The organism is Streptomyces sp. NPDC006235, assembly GCF_040613735.1.
GTDB lineage: Bacteria > Actinomycetota > Actinomycetes > Streptomycetales > Streptomycetaceae > Streptomyces.
Genome location: NZ_JBEXSR010000003.1, coordinates 298562 through 318845 on the forward strand (window position 1 = coordinate 298562; position 20284 = coordinate 318845).

General features: G+C 70.8%; 17 protein-coding genes. 16 read left to right on the plus strand and 1 reads right to left on the minus strand.

The genetic code is table 11. From position 1 onward, the window contains the following. The first annotated feature begins 243 nt into the window (after window positions 1-243). Both ABZ192_RS05470 and ABZ192_RS05475 read left to right on the plus strand, forming a co-directional pair. Window positions 244-1185 carry a 5-dehydro-4-deoxyglucarate dehydratase gene (locus ABZ192_RS05470; protein ID WP_356923209.1) on the plus strand — a complete coding sequence of 314 codons (942 nt, stop codon included), beginning with the start codon at window positions 244-246 and terminating at the stop codon, window positions 1183-1185. After that, on the plus strand, window positions 1182-2348 hold the full coding sequence (locus tag ABZ192_RS05475; RefSeq protein ID WP_356923210.1) for a hypothetical protein: 1167 nt from the start codon (window positions 1182-1184) through the stop codon (window positions 2346-2348). Before ABZ192_RS05470 ends, ABZ192_RS05475 begins: the two co-directional genes overlap by 4 nt. Here the strand turns inward: ABZ192_RS05475 and ABZ192_RS05480 are convergent. Then, entirely contained in the window at window positions 2285-3523 is a 1239-nt protein-coding gene (locus ABZ192_RS05480; protein WP_356923211.1) for an MFS transporter, read from the minus strand. The genes ABZ192_RS05475 and ABZ192_RS05480 overlap by 64 nt on opposite strands. Before the next feature lie 132 nt (window positions 3524-3655). On the opposite strand from ABZ192_RS05480, the gene ABZ192_RS05485 reads away from it, so the two are divergent. From ABZ192_RS05485 to ABZ192_RS05550, 14 genes are all read left to right on the plus strand, one after another. Next, window positions 3656-4252 (plus strand): TIGR03086 family metal-binding protein, encoded by a 597-nt coding sequence (locus ABZ192_RS05485; protein ID WP_356923212.1) that lies wholly within the window; start codon window positions 3656-3658, stop codon window positions 4250-4252. Between the two features lie 151 nt (window positions 4253-4403). Next, on the plus strand, window positions 4404-5063 hold the full coding sequence (locus ABZ192_RS05490; protein ID WP_279546672.1) for a GntR family transcriptional regulator: 660 nt from the start codon (window positions 4404-4406) through the stop codon (window positions 5061-5063). Continuing rightward, window positions 5060-5971, plus strand: coding sequence for a dihydrodipicolinate synthase family protein (locus ABZ192_RS05495; protein WP_356923213.1), 912 nt, complete (start codon window positions 5060-5062; stop codon window positions 5969-5971). The genes ABZ192_RS05490 and ABZ192_RS05495 overlap by 4 nt, the downstream gene beginning before the upstream one ends. Next, the gene (gene araD / locus ABZ192_RS05500; protein WP_356923214.1) at window positions 5968-7698 is read left to right on the plus strand and encodes an L-arabinonate dehydratase; all 1731 of its coding nucleotides are present in this window, start codon (window positions 5968-5970) and stop codon (window positions 7696-7698) included. Before ABZ192_RS05495 ends, araD begins: the two co-directional genes overlap by 4 nt. Before the next feature lie 132 nt (window positions 7699-7830). Beyond that, a complete protein-coding gene (locus tag ABZ192_RS05505) occupies window positions 7831-8766 on the plus strand; it encodes a sugar ABC transporter permease (RefSeq protein WP_356923215.1) in 936 nt (311 codons plus the stop codon). After that, window positions 8763-9659, plus strand: a complete 897-nt coding sequence (locus ABZ192_RS05510; protein WP_356923216.1) for a carbohydrate ABC transporter permease — start codon at window positions 8763-8765, stop codon at window positions 9657-9659. Before ABZ192_RS05505 ends, ABZ192_RS05510 begins: the two co-directional genes overlap by 4 nt. Then, window positions 9656-10960: a polysaccharide lyase family 1 protein gene (locus ABZ192_RS05515; protein ID WP_356923217.1), complete on the plus strand. Its 1305-nt coding sequence runs from the start codon at window positions 9656-9658 to the stop codon at window positions 10958-10960. Before ABZ192_RS05510 ends, ABZ192_RS05515 begins: the two co-directional genes overlap by 4 nt. Window positions 10961-10968: 8 nt before the next feature. Then, entirely contained in the window at window positions 10969-12144 is a 1176-nt protein-coding gene (locus ABZ192_RS05520) for a Gfo/Idh/MocA family oxidoreductase (protein ID WP_356923325.1), read from the plus strand. Beyond that, window positions 12141-12989: a PmoA family protein gene (locus ABZ192_RS05525; RefSeq protein ID WP_356923218.1), complete on the plus strand. Its 849-nt coding sequence runs from the start codon at window positions 12141-12143 to the stop codon at window positions 12987-12989. The genes ABZ192_RS05520 and ABZ192_RS05525 overlap by 4 nt, the downstream gene beginning before the upstream one ends. Further along, window positions 12986-14494: a family 43 glycosylhydrolase gene (locus tag ABZ192_RS05530; RefSeq protein ID WP_356923219.1), complete on the plus strand. Its 1509-nt coding sequence runs from the start codon at window positions 12986-12988 to the stop codon at window positions 14492-14494. Before ABZ192_RS05525 ends, ABZ192_RS05530 begins: the two co-directional genes overlap by 4 nt. Before the next feature lie 33 nt (window positions 14495-14527). Further along, a complete protein-coding gene (locus tag ABZ192_RS05535; protein ID WP_356923220.1) occupies window positions 14528-16519 on the plus strand; it encodes a pectinesterase family protein in 1992 nt (663 codons plus the stop codon). Between the two features lie 49 nt (window positions 16520-16568). Further along, window positions 16569-17918, plus strand: a complete 1350-nt coding sequence (locus ABZ192_RS05540) for a sugar ABC transporter substrate-binding protein (protein WP_356923221.1) — start codon at window positions 16569-16571, stop codon at window positions 17916-17918. A 124-nt stretch (window positions 17919-18042) separates the two neighbouring features. Continuing rightward, complete coding sequence (locus tag ABZ192_RS05545; protein ID WP_356923222.1) at window positions 18043-18840, plus strand: rhamnogalacturonan acetylesterase; 798 nt, start codon at window positions 18043-18045, stop codon at window positions 18838-18840. Window positions 18841-18873: 33 nt separating this feature from the next. Further along, window positions 18874-20193 carry a polysaccharide lyase family 1 protein gene (locus tag ABZ192_RS05550; RefSeq protein WP_356923223.1) on the plus strand — a complete coding sequence of 440 codons (1320 nt, stop codon included), beginning with the start codon at window positions 18874-18876 and terminating at the stop codon, window positions 20191-20193. The last annotated feature ends 91 nt before the right edge of the window (window positions 20194-20284 follow it).

The following is a 20284-nucleotide window of genomic DNA, read 5'->3' on the forward strand; positions in this document are numbered from 1 at the left end:
TCGGTCTCCTTGAATCTCCCACCGTGCAGATCAGTGCACGGTATTCGTGCAGGTGGGTGCACGGCATTCATATGCGTGGACACGCTAAGGATCTGGGGCTGAGCCCGTCAAGTATGCCGCGGAAAGAGTGAATCCGCTGGTGCGTGGCGGGTTCGCGCGCTTGACCGGCGTCGAGGCGGCGCCTTAGCGTGGAGTCGTTCAGAAATGTAGACGGCAATCATGAATATGGAACCGGGAGAGCTCGTGACGTCAGCCCCTCTCGCCGCCCGACTCGGCATCCCCAGCGGACCGCTGTTCTTCCCGGTCACCGCCTACGGCCCCGACGGCTCCGTGGACCTCGACACCTACCGCACGCACGTGCGCCGTGGGGTCGAGGCCGGAGCCGCTGCCGTGTTCGCCTGCTGCGGCACCGGCGAGTTCCACGCGCTCACGCCCGAGGAGTTCGAGGCCTGCGTACGGGTGGCCGTCGAGGCGACCGAGGGGCGCGTGCCGGTCGTCGCGGGCGCCGGGTACGGCACCGCGCTCGCCGTGCGCTACGCCCGGCTCGCCGAGTCGGCCGGGGCGGACGGGCTGCTCGCCATGCCGCCGTACCTCGTCGTCGCCGGGCAGGAGGGCCTGCTGCGCCACTACCGGGAGATCGCCGCCGCGACCCCCCTGCCGGTCATCGTCTACCAGCGGGACAACGCCGTCTTCACGCCGGAGACCGTCGTCGCACTGGCCCGTACCGACGGGATCATCGGCCTCAAGGACGGGCTCGGCGACCTCGACCTCATGCAGCGCGTCATCAGCGCCGTGCGCGGCGAGGTCCCCGGTGACTTCCTCTACTTCAACGGCCTGCCGACGGCCGAGCAGACCCAGCTCGCCTACCGCGCCCTCGGCGTCACGCTCTACTCGTCCGCCGTGTTCTGCTTCGCACCGGAGATCGCCCTCGCCTTCCACCAGGCGCTCCGCAGCGGCGACGACAGCGTGGTGGAGAAGCTGCTGGACGGCTTCTACCGCCCCTTCGTCGAGCTGCGCGCTCAGGGCCGCGGCTACGCCGTCGCCCTCGTCAAGGCCGGCGTCCGGCTGCGCGGACTGGACGTGGGGGAGGTGCGGCCCCCGCTGCACGAGCCGACCGGGGATCATGTCAAGCAGCTCGCCGAAGTGATCGAGCGCGGCTACGCGCTGCTTGAGGAGGCCAAGTGAAGGCGTCGGCATTCGTCTACCCCTGGGATGTCAACGGGGACCCGGAGGCGCCCGCGCGGATCGCCGCGCTGGGAATGGAGCAGGTGACGCTCGCCGCCGCCTACCACTCCACGCGCGCGCTCACGCCCCGCCACCCGCGCCACCGCATCGTCACCGCCGAGCACGCCGCCGTGCTGTACCCGGCGGGCGACCGCTGGAACGGGCGGGAGCTGCGCCCCTACCCGGCTGGTGACTGGGCCCCCGGGGATGCCTTCGGTGAAGCCGCCGCCGCGCTTACGGACGCCGGCCTGGAGGTGCACACCTGGGTCGTCCTCGCGCACAACTCCCGCCTGGGCGCCGAGCACCCCGACACCTCCGTCGTCAACGCCTACGGTGACCGCTACCCCTGGGCGCCCTGCATCGCGCAGCCCGCCACCCGCGCGTACCTGACCGACCTGGCGGCGGAGGCGGCCGTACGGCCCGGGGCGCGCGGTACCGAGCTGGAGTCCCTGGGCTGGTACGGCCTGCAGCACCTGCACGCCCACGACAAGACCGGCGGCGTCGGCCTCGGCGACGCCGGGCAGTACCTGATGGCGCTGTGCTTCTGCCCGTCCTGCCAGGAGGGCTACGGCCGGCACGGCCTGGACGCCGAGGAACTGGCCGCCGCCGTACGGACCGCGCTGGAGCCGGTGTGGCAGGGGGTGACGCCCTCCGACGGCGGCTGGACGGGCGTCGAGAAGCTCCTCGGCGAGACGCTCGCGAACACCACGCGCGCGTACCGCGACACGACTGCCCGCACGCTCCAGGAAGAGGCCGTGGCGGCGGTCCGGGCGGCCGCGCCCGACGGCTTCCAGGTGCTGCTGCACGCGGATCCGGTGTCCTACCACGTCGGTGCCAACCCGGGGGTCGACCCGGCGCACGTCCTGTCCGTCGCCGACGGGGTGGTCGTGCCCTGCGCGGGCGGCACCGGCATCCTGACGCCGTTCGCCCGGCAGGGCAAGGCGGGCGCGGTCATCGCCGCCAACTTCACCGTGGTCTCCGGCATGGGCGGCAGCCCCGGCACGCTCGCCGCCGACGCGGCCGAGGCCCGGCGGCTCGGCGCCACCGAACTGCGGCTCTATCACGCCGGGTTGGCGTCCGACGGCGACCTGGAGACGGTCCGCTCCGCTCTCGCCCGGCGCTGAAACAGCGGCACCGCCGTCACCAGCAGGGCCACGTCCAGGGCCACCAGCACCGGCCGGTGGCTCACCAGCTCGACCAGGGCCGCCCCGGCGGCCAGCCCGGCCACGTTCGGTGTGTACACCAGCGTGTGAGCGGTGGCGGTGACCCGGCCCAGCAGCGCATCCGGCGTCTCGCGCTGCACGGAGGTCAGCGTGGCGATCAGCACCGCGGGCAGCCCCGCGCCGATCGCCGCGCTGCACACCAGCGCCACAGGGTCGGACGGCACCGCCCGCAGGGCCACCGCGAAAGCCAGCAGGGCGATGCCGTACGCCGCGAAGCGCCGCTCGCCCAGGCGGCGCAGGGCGGTGCCGGAGCACAGGCCGACCACGACCGACCCAGCGCCCTGTACGGCGTACAGCACACCGGCGTACGCGGGGGAGCGCCCGAGGTCGTCGACGACGGCGTAGACCATCGACCCGTTCAGGCCGGCGCACAGCATGGTGGCGCCGCCCGCCAGCACCAGGGGACGCAGCAGAGGGTGCGCCCACAGATGGCGGACGCCCTCGGCGGTCCGCTCCCGGCGGCCGCCCGTGGGCGGCGCGGGCTTCTCCTCCTCCACCCGCAGCAGCGCGTACACGCCCGTGGCCAGGACGAACGTCGCCGCGTCCAGGAGGGCGACGCTCGCACCGCCGTACGCCGCGTACAGGCCCGCGCCCGCCAGCGGGGCCAGGAGCTTCATACCCTCCGTGGCCGTCATCCGCAGGCCGTTGAAGTCGCCGAGCAGGGACGGGTCGACGGCGGTCGCCACCAGCGCCGACTCGGCCGCGTCGTGGACGACGCCGGCAGCGCCGTACACGAACAGCACCGCGTACAGCAGCCACAAATCGCCCGGGGAGTCGACGCCCACGAGGGTGAGCAGGAGGGCCCCCAGGAGCAGGTTCACGCCGATCAGCAGGGGTTTGCGGCGGCCCCGGTCGGCGAGCGTGCCCAGCAGCGGTCCGGCCAGGGTCGGCAGCCACATGGCGAGCAGGCACAGCGCGGCCAGGCCGTCCGAGCCGGTGAGGTCCTTCACCCACACGCCGCACGCCAGCCACAGCGCCGAGGTGCCGAAGCCGGAGACCACCACGCCGGAGAGGCAGAGCCCCGCGTCGCGGTCGCGCAGGACACGCACCACGGGCCAGGCCGTTCTGTTCGTCATGCCTGGTCATCGTGGTTCTAAGGCCCGCGAGCGGGGATCGGGCACGTGCCGTAGAAAACGGGCGGCCGGGCGATGAGTTCCGCGGTCGCCGTCGGTCTACCTCCCAGGAAACAAAACCAGGAGGAACAGCGGATGACCGACACCACCCCGCCCCTCGACCTCGGCCCGCAGACGGCGGTCCTGGCCCGCCTGGCCGACGGCGTCACCGACGAGCACCTTGCGGCCCCGACGCCCTGCCCGGAGTACACGGTGCGCCACCTGCTGGGCCACCTGGTCGGGCTGACCGTCGCCTTCCGCGACGCCGGCCGCAAGGACCTGGGCGTCACGACCGACACCAGCCCGGACTCCGCCCTGCCGGACCTCGGGCCCGGCTGGCGCGAGGAGCTGCCCAAGATCCTCGCCGAACTGGCCGAGGCCTGGCGCGACCCGGCCGCGTGGACCGGCATGACCCGGGCCGGAGGCGTGGACCTGCCCGGCGAGATCGCGGGGCTCGTCGCCACCGACGAGCTGGTGATCCACGGCTGGGACCTGGCCCGTGCGACCGGCCAGGCGTACACCCCCGACCCGGCCGCGCTCCAGGTCTGCCACGACTTCCTCGCCGCGTCGGTCGACGACCCCAGCCGGGGCGAGATCTTCGGCCCCGTCGTCCCCGTCCGGCCGGACGCGCCCCTGCTCGAGCGGGCGGTGGGGCTGAGCGGGCGGGATCCGGGGTGGACACCCAGGTCGTAGAAAGCGATTGCTGCTTCTTGCGTCAGAAGCATTGACGAAACAACCGCGCCCTCCTACCGTCATCGCGTCGTACTTCGTACGTCATATATGAGACGCGATACGCGAGATCCGATACGCGATCCCCCAGGGACGCGAGATCCGAGAGGCGCGCATGACCTCTGTGCCCACGCCGATCCCCTCCCGCACGCAGTACGTGCTGGAAGGGATCAAACACCGCATCCTCACCGGGCAGCTGACGCCCGGCCAGGCGCTGGTCGAGACCGAACTCGCCGCACAGTTCGGGGTGTCGAAGACCCCGGTGCGCGAGGCGCTCAAGACCCTCGCCGGGACCGGACTGGTCGTGATGAACCAGTACAAGGGCGTCACGGTGCGCATGGTGGACGCGGACATGGCGCGCGAGGTCTACGACGTCCGGCTGCTGCTGGAGCCCGAGGCGCTGAAGCGGGCCGTGCACCGCGGGGCTTCCCTGGAGGCCGCCCGCTCCGCGCTGACCCGGGCCGACGCCGCCACCGACACCGCCGAACGCTCCCTGGCCAACCGGGAGTTCCACCGCGCCCTGTACCTGCCGTGCGGCAACCCGCTGCTCGGCCGGATGCTCGACGAGGTCCGCGACCAGGCCGCCCTCGTCTCCGCCGTCGCGTGGGCCGCCTCGCCCTCCTGGGAGCGGGAAGCCGGCGAGCACCGCGAGATCCTGCGGCTCGCCCTGGACGGCGACGCCGACGGCGCGGCCCGCGCCCTGCACTCCCACATCGCGTCCTTCGTGCAGCGTGCTTTCCCCCAGGCGGAACTGGAACAGGAAGGTCAGGAATGAGCAGCGTGGCGTTCGAGACCCAGCGGGCGGCCCTGGCCGACGTGGTGGCGATCCCGGTGACGCCGTTCGCCGAGGACGGCTCCGTCGAGCAGGACACCTACCGGGCCCTGCTGCGCCGCCTGCTCGACGGCGGCATCACCACCCTCACCCCGAACGGCAACACCGGCGAGTTCTACGCCCTCACCCCCGAAGAGCGTCGGCTCGTCACCGAGTTGACGATCGACGAGGCCGGGGAGCGGGCCGTCGTCCTGGTCGGTGTCGGGCACGACGTCCCGACCGCCGTCGCCTCCGCCCGGCACGCCCGTGACCTCGGCGCCCAGATGGTGATGGTCCACCAGCCCGTCCACCCGTACGTCTCCCAGGCCGGCTGGGTCGACTACCACCGGGCCATCGCGCAGGCCGTGCCGGAGCTGGGCGTCGTCCCGTACATCCGCAACGCGCAGCTCCCCGGTGCCCGGCTCGCCGAACTCGCCGACGCCTGCCCCAACGTCATCGGCGTGAAGTACGCCGTCCCGGACGCCGCCAGGTTCGCCGCCTTCGCCCGCGACGCCGGGCTGGAACGGTTCGTGTGGGTGGCCGGCCTCGCCGAGCCCTACGCGCCCTCCTACTTCTCCGCGGGCGCCACCGGCTTCACCTCCGGGCTGGTCAACGTCGCCCCGGCCGTCTCCCTGAACATGATCGAGGCGCTGCGCTCCGGCGACTACCCGGCCGCGATGAAGGTCTGGGAGCAGATCCGCCGCTTCGAGGAGCTGCGGGCCGACAGCGGTTCCGCCAACAACGTCACCGTCGTCAAGGAGGCCCTCGCCTCCCTCGGCCTGTGCCGCCGCGAGGTCCGCCCGCCGAGCAGGCAACTGCCCGAGGGCGAGCGGGCCGAGGTCGCCGCGATCGCCGCCGGGTGGTCGATATGACCGGCCGGCTGTCCCCCGAGGACCTCAGAAGCCACCAGTGGTACGGCGCCGAGGGTCAGTTGCGCACCTGGTCGCACAACGCCCGTATGCGGCAGCTCGGTTATGAGGCGGAGGAGTACCTGGGCCGCCCGGTGATCGCCGTCCTGAACACCTGGTCCGACATCAACCCCTGCCATGTCCATCTGCGCGAGCGCGCCGAGGCGGTCAAGCGGGGTGTGTGGCAGGCCGGCGGTTTCCCGCTGGAGTTCCCGGTCGCCACACTCTCCGAGACGTACCAGAAGCCGACCCCGATGCTCTACCGCAACCTGCTCGCGATGGAGACGGAGGAACTGCTGCGGTCGTACCCGGTCGACGCGGCGGTGCTGCTCGGCGGCTGCGACAAGTCGACGCCCGCGCTGCTCATGGGCGCGGCCTCGGCCGACGTACCGGCCCTCTTCGTGCCCGCGGGGCCGATGCTGCCGGGCCACTGGCGCGGTGAGACCCTCGGGTCCGGCACCGACATGTGGAAGTACTGGGACGAGCATCGCGCGGGCAATCTGACCGACTGCGAACTGCGGGAGCTGCAGGGTGGCTTGGCGCGTTCCCCCGGTCACTGCATGACCATGGGGACCGCGTCGACGATGACCGCGGCGGCGGAAGCCCTCGGTATGACGCTGCCGGGCGCCTCCTCGATCCCGGCCGTGGACTCTGGGCACGAGCGGATGGCCGCCGCCTCCGGGCGCCGTGCCGTGGAGCTCGCCTGGACGGCGCTCAAGCCGTCCCGGATCCTCACCCGCGAGGCCTTCGAGGACGCCGTCACCACGGTGCTGGGGCTCGGTGGCTCCACCAACGCCGTCATCCACCTGATCGCGATGGCGGGTCGCTGCCGCGTCGAGCTCACCCTCGACGACTTCGACCGCATCGCCCGCACCGTGCCGGTGCTCGCCAACGTCCGGCCCGGCGGACAGACGTACCTCATGGAGGACTTCCACTTCGCCGGAGGCCTGCCCGCCTTCCTCTCGCGGATCACCGACCTGCTGCACCTGAACCGGCCCACCGTCAACGGCACCCTCGCAGAGCAGCTCGCCGGCGCGCAGGTGCACAACGACGACGTCATCCGGACCCGGGACAACCCGGTCGCCGCCGAGGGCGGGGTCGCCGTGCTGCGCGGCAACCTCTGCCCGAACGGCGCCGTCATCAAGCACATCTCGGCCGAGCCGCACCTGCTCAAGCACACCGGGCCCGCCGTCGTCTTCGACGACTACAAGACCATGCAGCGCACCATCAACGACCCGTCGCTCGGCATCACCCCCGACCACGTGCTCGTGCTGCGCAACGCCGGTCCCAAGGGAGGCCCGGGCATGCCCGAGTACGGGATGCTGCCGCTGCCCGACTACCTGCTCAAGCAGGGCGTGCGGGACATGGTCCGCATCTCCGACGCCCGGATGAGCGGCACGAGTTACGGCGCCTGCGTGCTGCACGTCGCTCCCGAGTCGTACGTGGGCGGACCGCTCGCCCTCGTTTGTACCGGCGACCCCATCACCCTCGACGTCGAGGCGCGCACGCTTCATCTCCACGTGGACGACGAGGAGTTGGAGCGGCGCAGGGCGGACTGGACGCCGCCGCCCACCCGGTACGAGCGCGGCTACGGCGCGCTCTACAACGAGCAGATCACGCAGGCCGACACCGGCTGCGACTTCGAGTTCCTGGCCCGCACGGGCAAGGTGCAGGACCCGTACGCGGGCTGAACCACCGCACCACCCCGGCACCACCTTTGCTCCTCAGCACGACCCCGGCACGACCCTGCCCGGGAAGAAAGCGCTTCCCGCGCACGCACCGACGCACGACGTACCACGACGTACTGAGAACGGAGAACAGTCATGGCCCAAGCCGCAGCCGTGGCGAAACCGCCCGCGCCACCCCGGCGGCGCCGTGCCTCCGCCACCCCGCGCAAACTCCCGTACCTGCTGATCGCACCGGCCGCCCTGCTCATGCTGGGCTTCATCGCCTACCCGGTCATCAGCGTCTTCTACTACAGCCTGCAGAACTACAACCCCACCAAGCCCTGGCGGAACGGATACGCGGGCTTCGACAACTTCGTCCACGCCTTCACCGAGGACCCGGTCTTCTGGGACACCCTCGTCTTCAGCGCCAAGTGGGTCTTCGTCGAGGTCGGCCTCCAGCTGCTGTTCGGTCTCGCGCTGGCCCTCATCGTCAACCAGACCTTCGTGGGCCGGGGCCTGGGCCGCGCGATGGTCTTCTCCCCGTGGGCCGTCTCCGGCGTGCTCACCTCCGCGATCTGGGTGCTGCTCTACAACTCCCAGACGGGCATCACCCGTTACCTCGCGGACATGGGCATCGGCTCCTACGGGACCAGCTGGCTGTCGGACACCTCCACGGTGTTCCCGGCGGCGATCGTCGCCGACCTGTGGCGCGGGGTGCCGTTCTTCGCGATCCTCATCCTCGCCGACCTCCAGTCCGTCTCGAAGGACCTCTACGAGGCCGCCGAGGTCGACGGGGCCAGCCGTCTCAAGCAGTTCTGGCACATCACGCTGCCCCATCTGAAGGACGCCATCATCCTGTCCACGCTGCTGCGCGCGGTCTGGGAGTTCAACAACGTCGACCTGCTCTACACACTGACCGGCGGCGGTCCGGCGGGGGAGACCACGACCCTCCCGCTCTACATCGCCAACACCTCGGTCGACGCCCACAACTTCGGCTACGCGTCCGCCCTGACCACGGTCGCGTTCGTGATCCTGCTCTTCTGCTCGATGGTCTATCTGCGGCTGAGCAAGTTCGGAGGCGAGAGCAAGTGAGCGTCAAGGAAGCCACCAAGGCGGCGCCCGCTCCGGTGTCCATGGCCCCCGAACCGCCGCGCCCCGCCAAGGGGAAGCGCGCCTGGGACGAGGCCCCCCGCTGGCAGATCTACCTGCCGCTGGGGATCTACCTGGTCTTCACCCTCATCCCCTTCTACTGGATCCTGCTGTTCGCCCTGCGCCCGGCCGGCTCGACCTCGCTGGTGCCCTGGCCGATGACCTTCGACCACTTCGAGAAGGTCTGGACGGAGCGCAGCTTCGGCACCTACTTCGCCAACAGCGTCCTCGTCGGCGTCGCCACCCTGGTCATGACGACCCTCGTCGCCCTGGCCGGCGGCTACGCCCTCGCCCGGTTCGACTTCAAGATCAAGCGGGCGTTCATGCTGGCCCTGCTGTGCTCCCAGTTCGTGCCGGGCGCGCTGCTGCTGGTCCCGCTGTTCGAGATCTTCGCCGAACTCCAGATGATCAACAGCCTCGGCAGCGTCATCCTCGCCGAGACGGTCTTCCAGCTGCCGCTGTCGATGATCCTGATCAGCAACTTCATCAAGAACGTGCCGTACTCCCTGGAGGAGGCGGCGTGGGTGGATGGCTGCAACCGTATGACGGCCTTCCGGATCGTGGTGCTGCCGCTGCTGCGGCCGGGCCTGATCGCCGTCGGCTCCTTCGCCTTCGTGCACTCCTGGAACCACTTCCTGTTCGCCCTGATGTTCCTCAACAACCAGGACAAGCAGACCATCCCGGTCGGCCTGAACACCCTGATGAGCGCGGACAGCGTCGACCTGGGCGCCCTCGCCGCGGGCGGCATCATCGCGGCCGTGCCGGTCGTGCTCGTGTTCGCCTTCATCCAGAAGTGGCTGATCACCGGGTTCAGCGCGGGGGCGGTGAAGGGATGAGACTGCGCCGACTCGCCATAGCGGCAGGGCTGGTGGGCGTGCTCTGCGTCCCCGCCCACGCCGAGGACCGCGCCCATGCCGACGACCGCGACATCAGCCGCGACACCCTGCCCGCGAACGACGGCTGGGCCTCCGCGGGTGGAGGCACCACCGGAGGCGCGGCCGCCGACGCCGACCACGTCCACACCGTCAAGAACCGCGCGGAACTCGTCCGCGCCCTCGACGGCGGCAGCGACACCCCGAAGATCATCAAGGTCGCCGGGACCATCGACGCCAACACCGACGACGACGGCGACCGGCTCGACTGCTCCGACTACGCCACCGGCGGCTACAGCCTGAAGAAGTACCTCGCCGCCTACGACCCCCGCACCTGGGGCGCCGCCAAGCCCAGTGGCCCGCAGGAGGAGGCCCGCCAGTCCTCCGCCGCCCGGCAGGCCGAGCGGGTCGTGCTGCCCGTCGGCTCCAACACCACGATCGTCGGGCTCGGCGACGCGGCCGTGCTGAAGGGCGCGAGCCTCCAGGTGCGGAACGCGGACAATGTGATCATCCGCAACCTCGACATCCGCGACGCCTACGACTGCTTCCCCGTCTGGCAGCCCAACACCGGCGGCCTCGGTGACTGGAAGACGGCGTACGACACGATCTGGCTGGCCGGCGCGACCCATGTGTGGGTCGACCATGTGACGTTGAGCGACAAGGGCCACCCCGACGCCGAGGAGCCCACTCACTTCGCCCGCAACTACCTCCGCCACGACGGACTGCTGGACATCACGAACGGCTCCGACCTGGTCACCGTCTCCTGGAGCCGGTTCGCCGACCACGACAAGGCGATGCTCATCGGCAACGGCGACACCGCCACCGGCGACCGCGGAAAGCTCCGGGTCACCCTCCACCACAACCAGTTCGAGTCGGTCGTCCAGCGCGCCCCGAGGGTCCGTTTCGGCCAAGTGCACCTCTACAACAACCGCTACGAGATCACCGGCGACGACTACCGCTACTCCCTCGGCGTCTCCACCGAGTCGAGGATCTACGCCGAGAACAACGCCTTCCACGCCCCCGGCCATGTCGAGGTCGCCGACCTGGTCAAGAGCTGGAACGGCAGCGCCCTGCACCAGAGCGGCACGCTCTTCAACGGCTTCCCGGTTGACCTGCTCATGATCTACAACGCCTACAACTCGGGCAGTGAGCGCGACCTGACGGGCGACGTCGGCTGGACGCCCGCCCTGCACGGGCGGATCGACAGCGCCGCCGCGGCCGACCGGGCCGTGGCCCGCGGCGCGGGTGCGGGGAGGATCCCGTGACCGGAAGCATGATCGACTCCATGAAGACACCTCTGCCTGTCGTCCTCGCCGGCGCCCGGGGCCACGGCCGCTGGCACGTCGAGAACATCCGCCGCCTCCAGAAGCAGGGCCTCGTCCGGCTGGCCGGCGTCTGCGAACTGACGCCGCTGACCGATCAGGAGCTCGACGGCCTGGGCACGCCCGAGCAGTCCGCCGACTTCGGCGCCCTGCTGGACTCCACCGGCGCCCGGATCGCCGTGATCTGCACGCCGATCCCCACCCACACCGACCTCGCGCTCACGGCGGCCGAGCGGGGCGTGCACGTGTTGCTGGAGAAGCCGCCCGCCCCCTCCTACGTGGAGTTCCGCCGCATGGCCGATGGGGTCGCCGCGGCCGGGGTCGTCTGCCAGATCGGCTTCCAGTCGCTGGGCTCGCACGCCGTGCCCGCCATCCGGGAGCTGATCGCCGAGGGGGCGATCGGCCGACTGGTCGGGCTCGGCGGGGCCGGTGCCTGGGTGCGGAACGAGGACTACTTCCGGCGGGCGCCCTGGGCGGGCAAGCGGCGGCTGAACGGCGTCGACGTGATCGACGGAGCGCTGACCAACCCGCTCGCCCACGCCGTCGCGACCGCCCTCGCCCTCGGCGGCAGCACCCGCGCCGAGGACGTCACCGGCATCGAGACGGAACTGCTGCGCGCCAACGCCATCGAGTCCGACGACACCTCCTGCGTCCGGATCACCACCGCGCAGGGCCACCCGGTCACCGTCGCCGCGACCCTGTGCGCCGAGCGGGCGGACGAGCCGTACGTCCTGGTGCACGGCAGCACCGGCCGGATCACCTTCTGGTACAAGCAGGACCGCGTGCTGCTCCAGCGCGCGGGGCACGGCCCGCAGGAGTTCGAGCACGGCCGCACCGACCTGCTGGAGAACCTCGTCGCGCACCTCACCACCGGCGCCGACCTGCTGGTCCCGCCGGAGGAGACCGGCGCCTTCATGAAGGTCGTGGAGGCCATCCGCACGGCGCCCGACCCGGCGCCCCTGCCGGACACCGCCTGGCACCGGATCCCCGGCGAGAACCGCCGGGTGGTCCCCGGCGTCGACGGGCTCGTCGCGGCCGCCGCCGACACCCTCTCCCTCTACTCCGAGCTGGGCGCCCCCTGGGCGCTGAACGCGGAGCACCTGTCGAAAGAGGTGAGCACCAGATGACCAGCAGCAACGACACCGCGGTGCTGCGTGTCGCGGGACGGCCGGTCGGCCGGTACGTCACCCGGCCCGAGCTGCCGGCCCGGCTCTCCCCGCGCCCGTATCTGCACCCCGTCACCACCCTGGCCGGCACGGCGGTCACCGAGCTGACCCCCGCCGACCACGCACACCACCTCGGCGTCGGTGTCGCCGTTCCCGACGTCGAGGGGTTCAACTTCTGGGGCGGGCGCACCTACGTCCGCGACCAGGGCCCGACCGAGCTGGACAACCACGGCTCCCAGCGGCACGTCGCGTTCCAGCTGCGTGACCCGGACGGCTTCGTGGAGGAGCTGCGCTGGGTGGCGGCGGGCGGTGAGCTGCTGCGCGAGCGCCGTACGGTCGCGGCCACCGAACTCACCGACCAGGCCTGGGCGCTGGACCTCACCTTCTCCCTCACCAACGTCACCAAGGACCCTCTGTCGATCGGCAGCCCCGCGACCAACGGGCGACCGGGCGCGGCCTACGGCGGCTTCTTCTGGCGGGCCCGCAAGGAGTCCTCCGCGCCGGAGGTCTTCTCGGCCGAGGCCGAGGGGGAGGAGCAGGTCCACGGCCGGCCCGCCGACTGGCTCGCCCTGCGGGGCGGCACCTGGACGCTGGTCTTCGTCGGCGCCACCGAACAGACCCGCCGCGACCCGTGGTTCGTGCGCACCGAGGAGTACCCGGGTGTCGGCTCCTCGCTGGCACACGCCGAGCGGCTGCCCATCCCGCCGGGCGAGACCGTCGTCCGCCGGGTCGTCACCGTCGTCGCCGACGGCCGTCTCGACCGGGACGCCGCGGCGGCCCTCGTCCGCAAGGCGGTGAGCCCGTGACCAGCGAGACCTACCGCAACCCGGTCCTGGACGCCGACTGGTCTGACCCGGACGTCGTCCGCGTCGGCGACGACTTCTACCTGACCGCCTCCAGCTTCGGCCGCGCCCCCGGGCTGCCCTTACTCCACTCCCGCGACCTGGTGAACTGGACACTGGTCGGCCACGCCCTCGAACGCCTGGAACCGGCGGAGGAGTTCGAGCGCCCCCGCCACGACTGCGGCGTCTGGGCCCCGTCCCTCCGGTATCACGACGAACGCTTCTGGATCTTCTGGGGCGACCCTGACCAGGGCATCTTCCAGGTCAACGCCCCCGAGATCAGAGGCCCCTGGACCCGCCCGCACCTGCTGAAGGCCGGCAAGGGCCTGATCGACCCCTGCCCCCTGTGGGACGAGGACACCGGCGAGGCCTATCTGGTCCACGCCTGGGCCAAGTCCCGCTCCGGCATCAAGAACCGCCTCACCGGCCACCGGATGCGCCCCGACGGCACCGAACTCCTCGACGAGGGCAAGGTGATCGTCGACGGCGACCGCATCCCCGGCTGGTTCACCCTCGAAGGTCCCAAGCTCTACCGGCACGACGGTTGGTTCTGGATCTTCGCCCCCGCCGGAGGAGTGGAGACAGGCTGGCAGGGCGCCTTCCGCTCACGCGGCTTCTTCGGGCCGTACGAGGAGCGGATCGTCCTGGAGCAGAAGGACACCGACGTCAACGGCCCCCACCAGGGCGGCTGGGTGCGCACCGCCTCGGGCGAGGACTGGTTCCTGCACTTCCAGCAGCGCGGCGCCTACGGCCGGGTCGTCCACCTCCAGCCGATGCGCTGGGGCCCGGACGGCTGGCCGGTGCTCGGGGACGACGGCGCCCCCGTCGCCGTACACGAGAAGCCGGACCTGCCGCCGCAGCCGCCGGCCGCGCCCGCCACCGACGACGACTTCCCCGGCGGACGGTACGGCCGCCAGTGGCAGTGGACCGCCAACCCGGGCGACGGCTGGGCCACCCAGCACTCCGGGGACGGGCTCCGGCTGACCTGCGTCCGTTCGGCCGACGCGCACGACCTGCGCAAGCTGCCGAACGTGCTCACCCAGCGGCTGCCCGGCACGCCCTGCACGGTCGAGGTGGACCTGCGGCTCGACAGCGACGAGCCCGGGGCCCGGGCCGGACTCGCGGTCCTCGGGGACGCGTTCGGCTGGATCGGGCTCCAGCGGGGCGCGGACGGGACCGCGCACCTCGTGCACCGGTTCGCCGAGGCGGTCGCGGAGGCCGAACGCGACGCCGCCCACCCGCGGCTCGCGCCCGAGGGCCGGGCCCGGCTGCGGATCGAGATCGGCGCGGGTGCCCGCTGCCGCTTCTCGGCCGACGTCGGCGACGGCTTCCGGCCGTCGGGCCCGGTCTTCACCGCCACCCCGTGGCGCTGGGTCGGCGCCCTGCTCGGCCTCGTCGCCCTCGCGCCCGCCGGTCAGGGACACGCCGGCGCCGCCACGTTCACCCAGTTCCGGATCAGCGCCTCGTAACGCACCTCAGCCGTAAGCCTGTTGGGAGCCGCAATGACGCACCTCCGTAGCAAGCGCTTGTCGAGACCGGGACACGGCAAGGTCGTGGCCGCCGTGCTCGGCCTCGTCGCCGCGCTGAGCCTCGGGACACTCGGGGACGCACAGGCCGCCCCGCAGTCCCGGAAGACCGGGCCCGCCGCCGACCGCTGGACCGACCGGCCGCACGGCTTCGCCTCCCTCGCCGGCGGCACCACCGGCGGTGCGGGCGGCAAGGTCGTCACCGTCACCGACCAGGCCGCCCTCACCAAGTACGCGGCGGCCGAGGAGCCGTACGTCATCCGCGTCAAGGGCTCCCTGGACATGGACCCCTTCGGCACGGAGATACCCGTCGCCTCCGACAAGACCATCATCGGCGTGAGCGACACCGCCGAGATCGTGCACGGCGGCTTCACCCTCGACCCCGGCACGCACAACGTGATCATCCGCAACCTCGCCATCCGCGACACGGCCATCGAGGGCAACTGGGACTGCAAGGACACCGACTACGACGGCATCCGCCTCGACACCGCCCACCATGTGTGGATCGACCACATCCGCTTCTCGCGGATCTGCGACGGCCAGCTCGACATCCGCAAGGACAGCGAGTACGTCACCGTCTCCTACAACCAGTTCACGGACAACAACAAGACCTTCGGCATCGGCTGGACCCCGAACGTCAAGACGCAGATCACCGTCGACCACAACTGGTTCCGCGCCACCAAGCAGCGCAACCCGTCCGCCGACAACGTCGCCTACGCCCACCTCTACAACAACTACCTGTCCTCGCAGCTGTCCGACGGCGACCCCGTGTGGACGTACGGCAACTGGTCGCGCGGCCGGACGAAGATGGTCATCGAGAACAGCTTCTACGACGGCGTCCAGCACCCCTACCAGGCCGACGCCACCGCCGAGCTGGTACAGCGCGGGTCGGTCCTGCGGAACACCACGGGCCGGCACGACGCGTGGGGCACCGCGTTCGACCCGGGCGCGTTCTACGCCTACCGGCTCGACCCGGCCGCCGCCGTGCCCGCGCTGGTGAAGCGGTTCTCCGGGCCGCAGAAGCGGATCGGCGGCCCGGTCGTCCTGCACGTCCCGGGCGACTACCCGTCGGTGCAGGCGGCCGTGGACGCGGTGCCCGACGGCAACGACACCGCCGTCGAGATCGCCGTCGCGCCGGGCACCTACCGCGAGAAGGTGTTCATCCCCGCGAGCAAGCCGAACCTCGTGCTGCGGGGGACTGGACAGGACCGCTCCGACACCGTCATCGTCTTCGACACGCCCGCCGAGTACGGGGGTTCGACGGGCAGCGCCACCGTCCGGATCGCCGCGAACGACGTGACGGCCCGCAACCTCACCTTCAGCAACGACTTCGACGAGGCCGCACACGAGTTGAAGGGCGAGCAGGCGCTCGCGATGAAGACGACCGGCGACCGGATCGTCTTCGAGGACACCGCCTTCCTGGGCAACCAGGACACCCTGATGACCGACAGCCCCAAGCTGACCACCCTCAGCCGGGTCTACGTCCGCGACTCCTACATCGAGGGCGACGTCGACTTCATCTACGGCCGGGCCACCACGGTGATCGAACGGTCGGTGATCCGGGCGCTGAGCCGGGGCTCGGACACGAACAACGGCTACATCACGGCGGCTTCGACCTGGAAGGGCAACCCGTACGGGTTCCTGATCACCCGGTCGAAGATCGTCAGCGACGCCCCTGCCGGCACCTTCCACCTGGGCCGGCCCTGGCACCCGGGCGGCGAGCCGGACGCGATCGCGCAGGTGCTGATCCGGGACACCGCGCTGCCGGCCGCGATCAAGTCCTCGCCGTGGACCGACATGGGCGGGTTCTCGTGGAAGGACGCGCGGTTCGCCGAGTACCGCAACCACGGCCCGGGCGCGACGGTCACCGCCGACCGTCCGCAGCTGAGCGACCAGGAGGCGCGGCCCCACACCGTGGCCGCCTACCTCAGGGGCACGGACGACTGGGCACCCCACGCCCGCCACTGACCCCCCACACCTTCAAGTTCCGCTGGATCCAGAAGAAGAGAGCCGACCAATGAAGATCAGCAATCGCAGAAGCAGGCGCGCCGCCACGGCCGTCGCCCTGGGGGCCGTACTCGCGCTGACCGTCACCGCCTGCGGCGACGACGGCAGCGGGGCGGGCGGCGACAAGGGCGCCGACGGCAGCGGCAAGGGCAAGATCGTCTTCTGGGACAACAACGGCGGTGTCCGCACCGAGGCCTGGAAGGCGATCATCGCCGACTTCGAGAAGGCCAACCCGGACATCAAGGTCGAGTACGTCGGGATCGCCTCCACCGAGTACCAGTCCAAGGTCGACACCGCCCTCCAGGGCGGCGGTCTGCCGGACGTCGGCGGTGTCGGCGCGGCGATGCTCGCGGGGTTCGCCGCACAGGGCGCGCTGGAGCCGCTGGACGAGCGGCTGGAGAAGTCCTCGCTCAACGGCAAGCTCAACGAGGACATGGTCGAGTCGCTGAAGGCGGCCGGCGGCGGCGACGACAAGCTGTACTCGATCCCGACCTCCGCGAACAACGGTGTGCTGTACTACCGCACCGACCTGTTCAAGAAGGCGGGGCTCCAGGAGCCGACGACGTGGGACCGGTTCTTCGAGGCCGCGAACAAGCTCACGAACAAGGGCAAGAACGAGTTCGGCTACACCATCCGTGGTGGCGCCGGTTCCATCGCCCAGGCGCTGGATGCGATGTACGGGCAGTCCGGGATCACCTCGTTCTGGGACTCCAGCGGTGAGAAGACCACCGTCAACGACCCCAAGAACGTGGCGGCGCTGGAGAAGTACGCGGCGCTGTACAAGAAGGTCACCCCCGCGGCCGACCTCAACAACGACTTCACGAAGATGGTCGCGCAGTGGGACTCCGGCACGATCGGGATGCTGAACCACAACCTCGGGTCGTACCAGGACCATGTGAAGGCGCTCGGGGTGGACAAGTTCCGCGGTATTCCGCAGCCGACCGGGCCCGGCGGGAAGCGGGTCCAGGTCTCCAACCCGGTCGACGGAATGGGGCTGTTCAAGAGCTCCAAGAACAAGGCCGCCGCCTGGAAGTTCATCGAGTTCGCCACGTCCAAGGCGGAGAACTCGAAGTTCAACGAGTCGGCTGGGCAGGTGCCGTCGAACTTGGACGCGGCGAAGGATGCGTGGATTTCGAAGGCCGAGCCCACGAAGCTGGCCGCTGACGCGTTGTCGGACGGGTCGACGACGATTGTGCAGTTGCCGTACTACCTGCCGGACTGGAACACGATCTCCAAGGCCGACAACGAGCCGAACTTCCAGAAGGTGCTGCTCGGGAAGATGAGCGCGAAGGAATTTCTGGACACGTTGGCCGATCAGCTGAATGCGGCTCAGGAGGAGTGGGACCAGCAGAAGGGTTGATTGTTGCTGGGTTTCGCCGTGGGACGGCCCGTGGTTCGCAGGGTGCGGGCCGTCCCTGGCTTGTCGCGCCCACGCGGCGGAGCCGCAAATCGATACAGCCCCGCGCCCCTAGGGAGTTTCTCTGATGTCTCTCAGTCGCAGACAGGTCGCCGTTGCCGCTGTCGCCTCGGTGCCGCTCGCGCTCTCTGTAAGCGGTACGGCACAAGCTGCCGGTAGCCGCAATCGCACCCTCTACATCGCCGGTGACTCCACCGCAGCGCAGAAGTACGCGAACGCCGCGCCCGAGACCGGGTGGGGTATGGCGCTTCCGTTCTTTCTCCGTAAGGAGCTGGCGGTCGCCAACCATGCGGTGAACGGGCGTAGTTCCAAGAGCTTCGTCGACGAAGGGCGGCTGGAGGTCATTCTTTCCGCCATTCGACCCGGCGATTTCCTCCTCATCCAGTTCGGTCACAACGACCAGAAGGCGGAGGACCCCACTCGCTACACCGAGCCCTGGACGACGTACCGGGACCATCTGCGGATGTACGTCGAGGGGGCCCGGGCCCGTGGGGCGCGGCCCGTGTTCGCCACGTCCGTGGAGCGGCGGAGGTTCGACGGCGCTGGGAAGGCCGTGACGACGCACGGCGAGTACCCGGCGGCCATGCGGGCTCTGGCCGCCGAGGAGCGGGTCGCGCTGCTCGATGTACAGGCGCTGTCGCTCGCCCTGTGGCAGGAGCTCGGGGTCGAGGAGACGAAGAAGTACTTCAACTGGACCGCCACCGAGCAGGACAACACGCACTTCAATCCGCCGGGCGCGATCGCCGTGGCCCGGCTCGTGGCCAGGGAGCTGCTCCGGACCAGGGTGCTCGGGCCGCGCGATGTGCGCCGGCTGGACGAGCCGATTCCCGAGTCGTGGATCACCTGGCCGCAGGCCGCCGCGTAACACACCCCAAGCAGACGGAAAGAGAGCCGCACCATGAACGTTCGGAAGTGTCATGATCATGCCAGAGTGAGCGGAGTGAAGGTCGCCGCGGTGGTCGGGTGCGCCGCGCTCGTGCTGTCCGTCAGCGGTACCGCCGCGCAGGCCGGGCCCCGGGACGTGGCCCGCCAGACGCTCGGGGCCAACGACGGGTGGGGCGCGTACGGCACCGGTACCACGGGTGGTGCCGCGGCCGATGCCGCGCACGTCTACACCGTCACCACCTGGGAGCAGTTCCGGGCCGCCCTGAAGGACGGCGGGACCGCGCCCAGGATCATCAAGGTGAAGGGGATGATCGACGCCGTCTCCCAGGGCTGCGAGGCGTTCGAGGCCGAGGGGTACGACTTCCAGAAGTACCTCGCCGCCTACGACCCCGCCGTCTGGGGACACGACAAGCCGGTCAGCGGTGAGCAGGAGGACCTGCGGGCCGCGTCCGCCGCCCAGCAGGACAAGACCATCAAGGCGATCGTCCCCGCCAACACCACCATCATCGGCGTGGGCAAGAACTCCGGGATCCTCGGCGGCAGCCTCCAGATCAAGGGCGTCGACAACGTCATCGTCCGGAACCTGACCATCGAGGCCCCGGTCGACTGCTTCCCGCAGTGGGACCCGACCGACGACAACAAGACCGGCGCCTGGAACAGCGAGTACGACGGGGTGGTCGTCTACGGCTCCACGCATGTGTGGGTCGACCACAACACCCTGACCGACGGCCGCTACCCCGACAGTTCCCTGCCGTCGTACTTCGGCAAGACCTACCAGCAGCACGACGGGCTGCTCGACGTCGTGCGCGGCTCGAACCACGTCACCGTGTCCTGGAACTCGTTCAAGGACCACGACAAGACCATGCTCATCGGCAACAGCGACAGCGCCACCGCCGACGACACGGGCAAGCTGAAGGTCACGCTGCACCACAACCGCTTCGAGGGCATCGTCGAGCGGGCGCCGCGGGTGCGGTTCGGGCAGGTCGACTCGTACAACAACCACTTCGTGGTCACCAAGGGCCAGAAGTGGGGCTACGTCTACGGCATCGGCAAGGAGTCCCGGCTCGTCGCCGAGCACAACGCGTTCACGCTGGCACCGGGCACCAGCCCGGCGAAGATCCTCAAGAAGTGGAACGAGGCGCCGGTCACCGCGAACGCGAACGTCGTCAACGGCAAGGCCGTCGACCTGATCGCCGTGCACAACGCGGAGATCCCCGGGGAGACGCTCCAGTCGGGCGCCGGCTGGACGCCGACGCTGCGGGCCGGCGTCGACCCGGCGAAGGCGGTCCCGGGCATCGTCGACGCCCGCTCGGGCGCAGGCCGCGTGTGCTGACCTGATCCGGCCCTGACCGGCACGTGAACCGGCCGGGGCGGACCGCATCGCATCCCCGCCCCGGCCTTTTCCCCACTGGCAAGAACCCCGC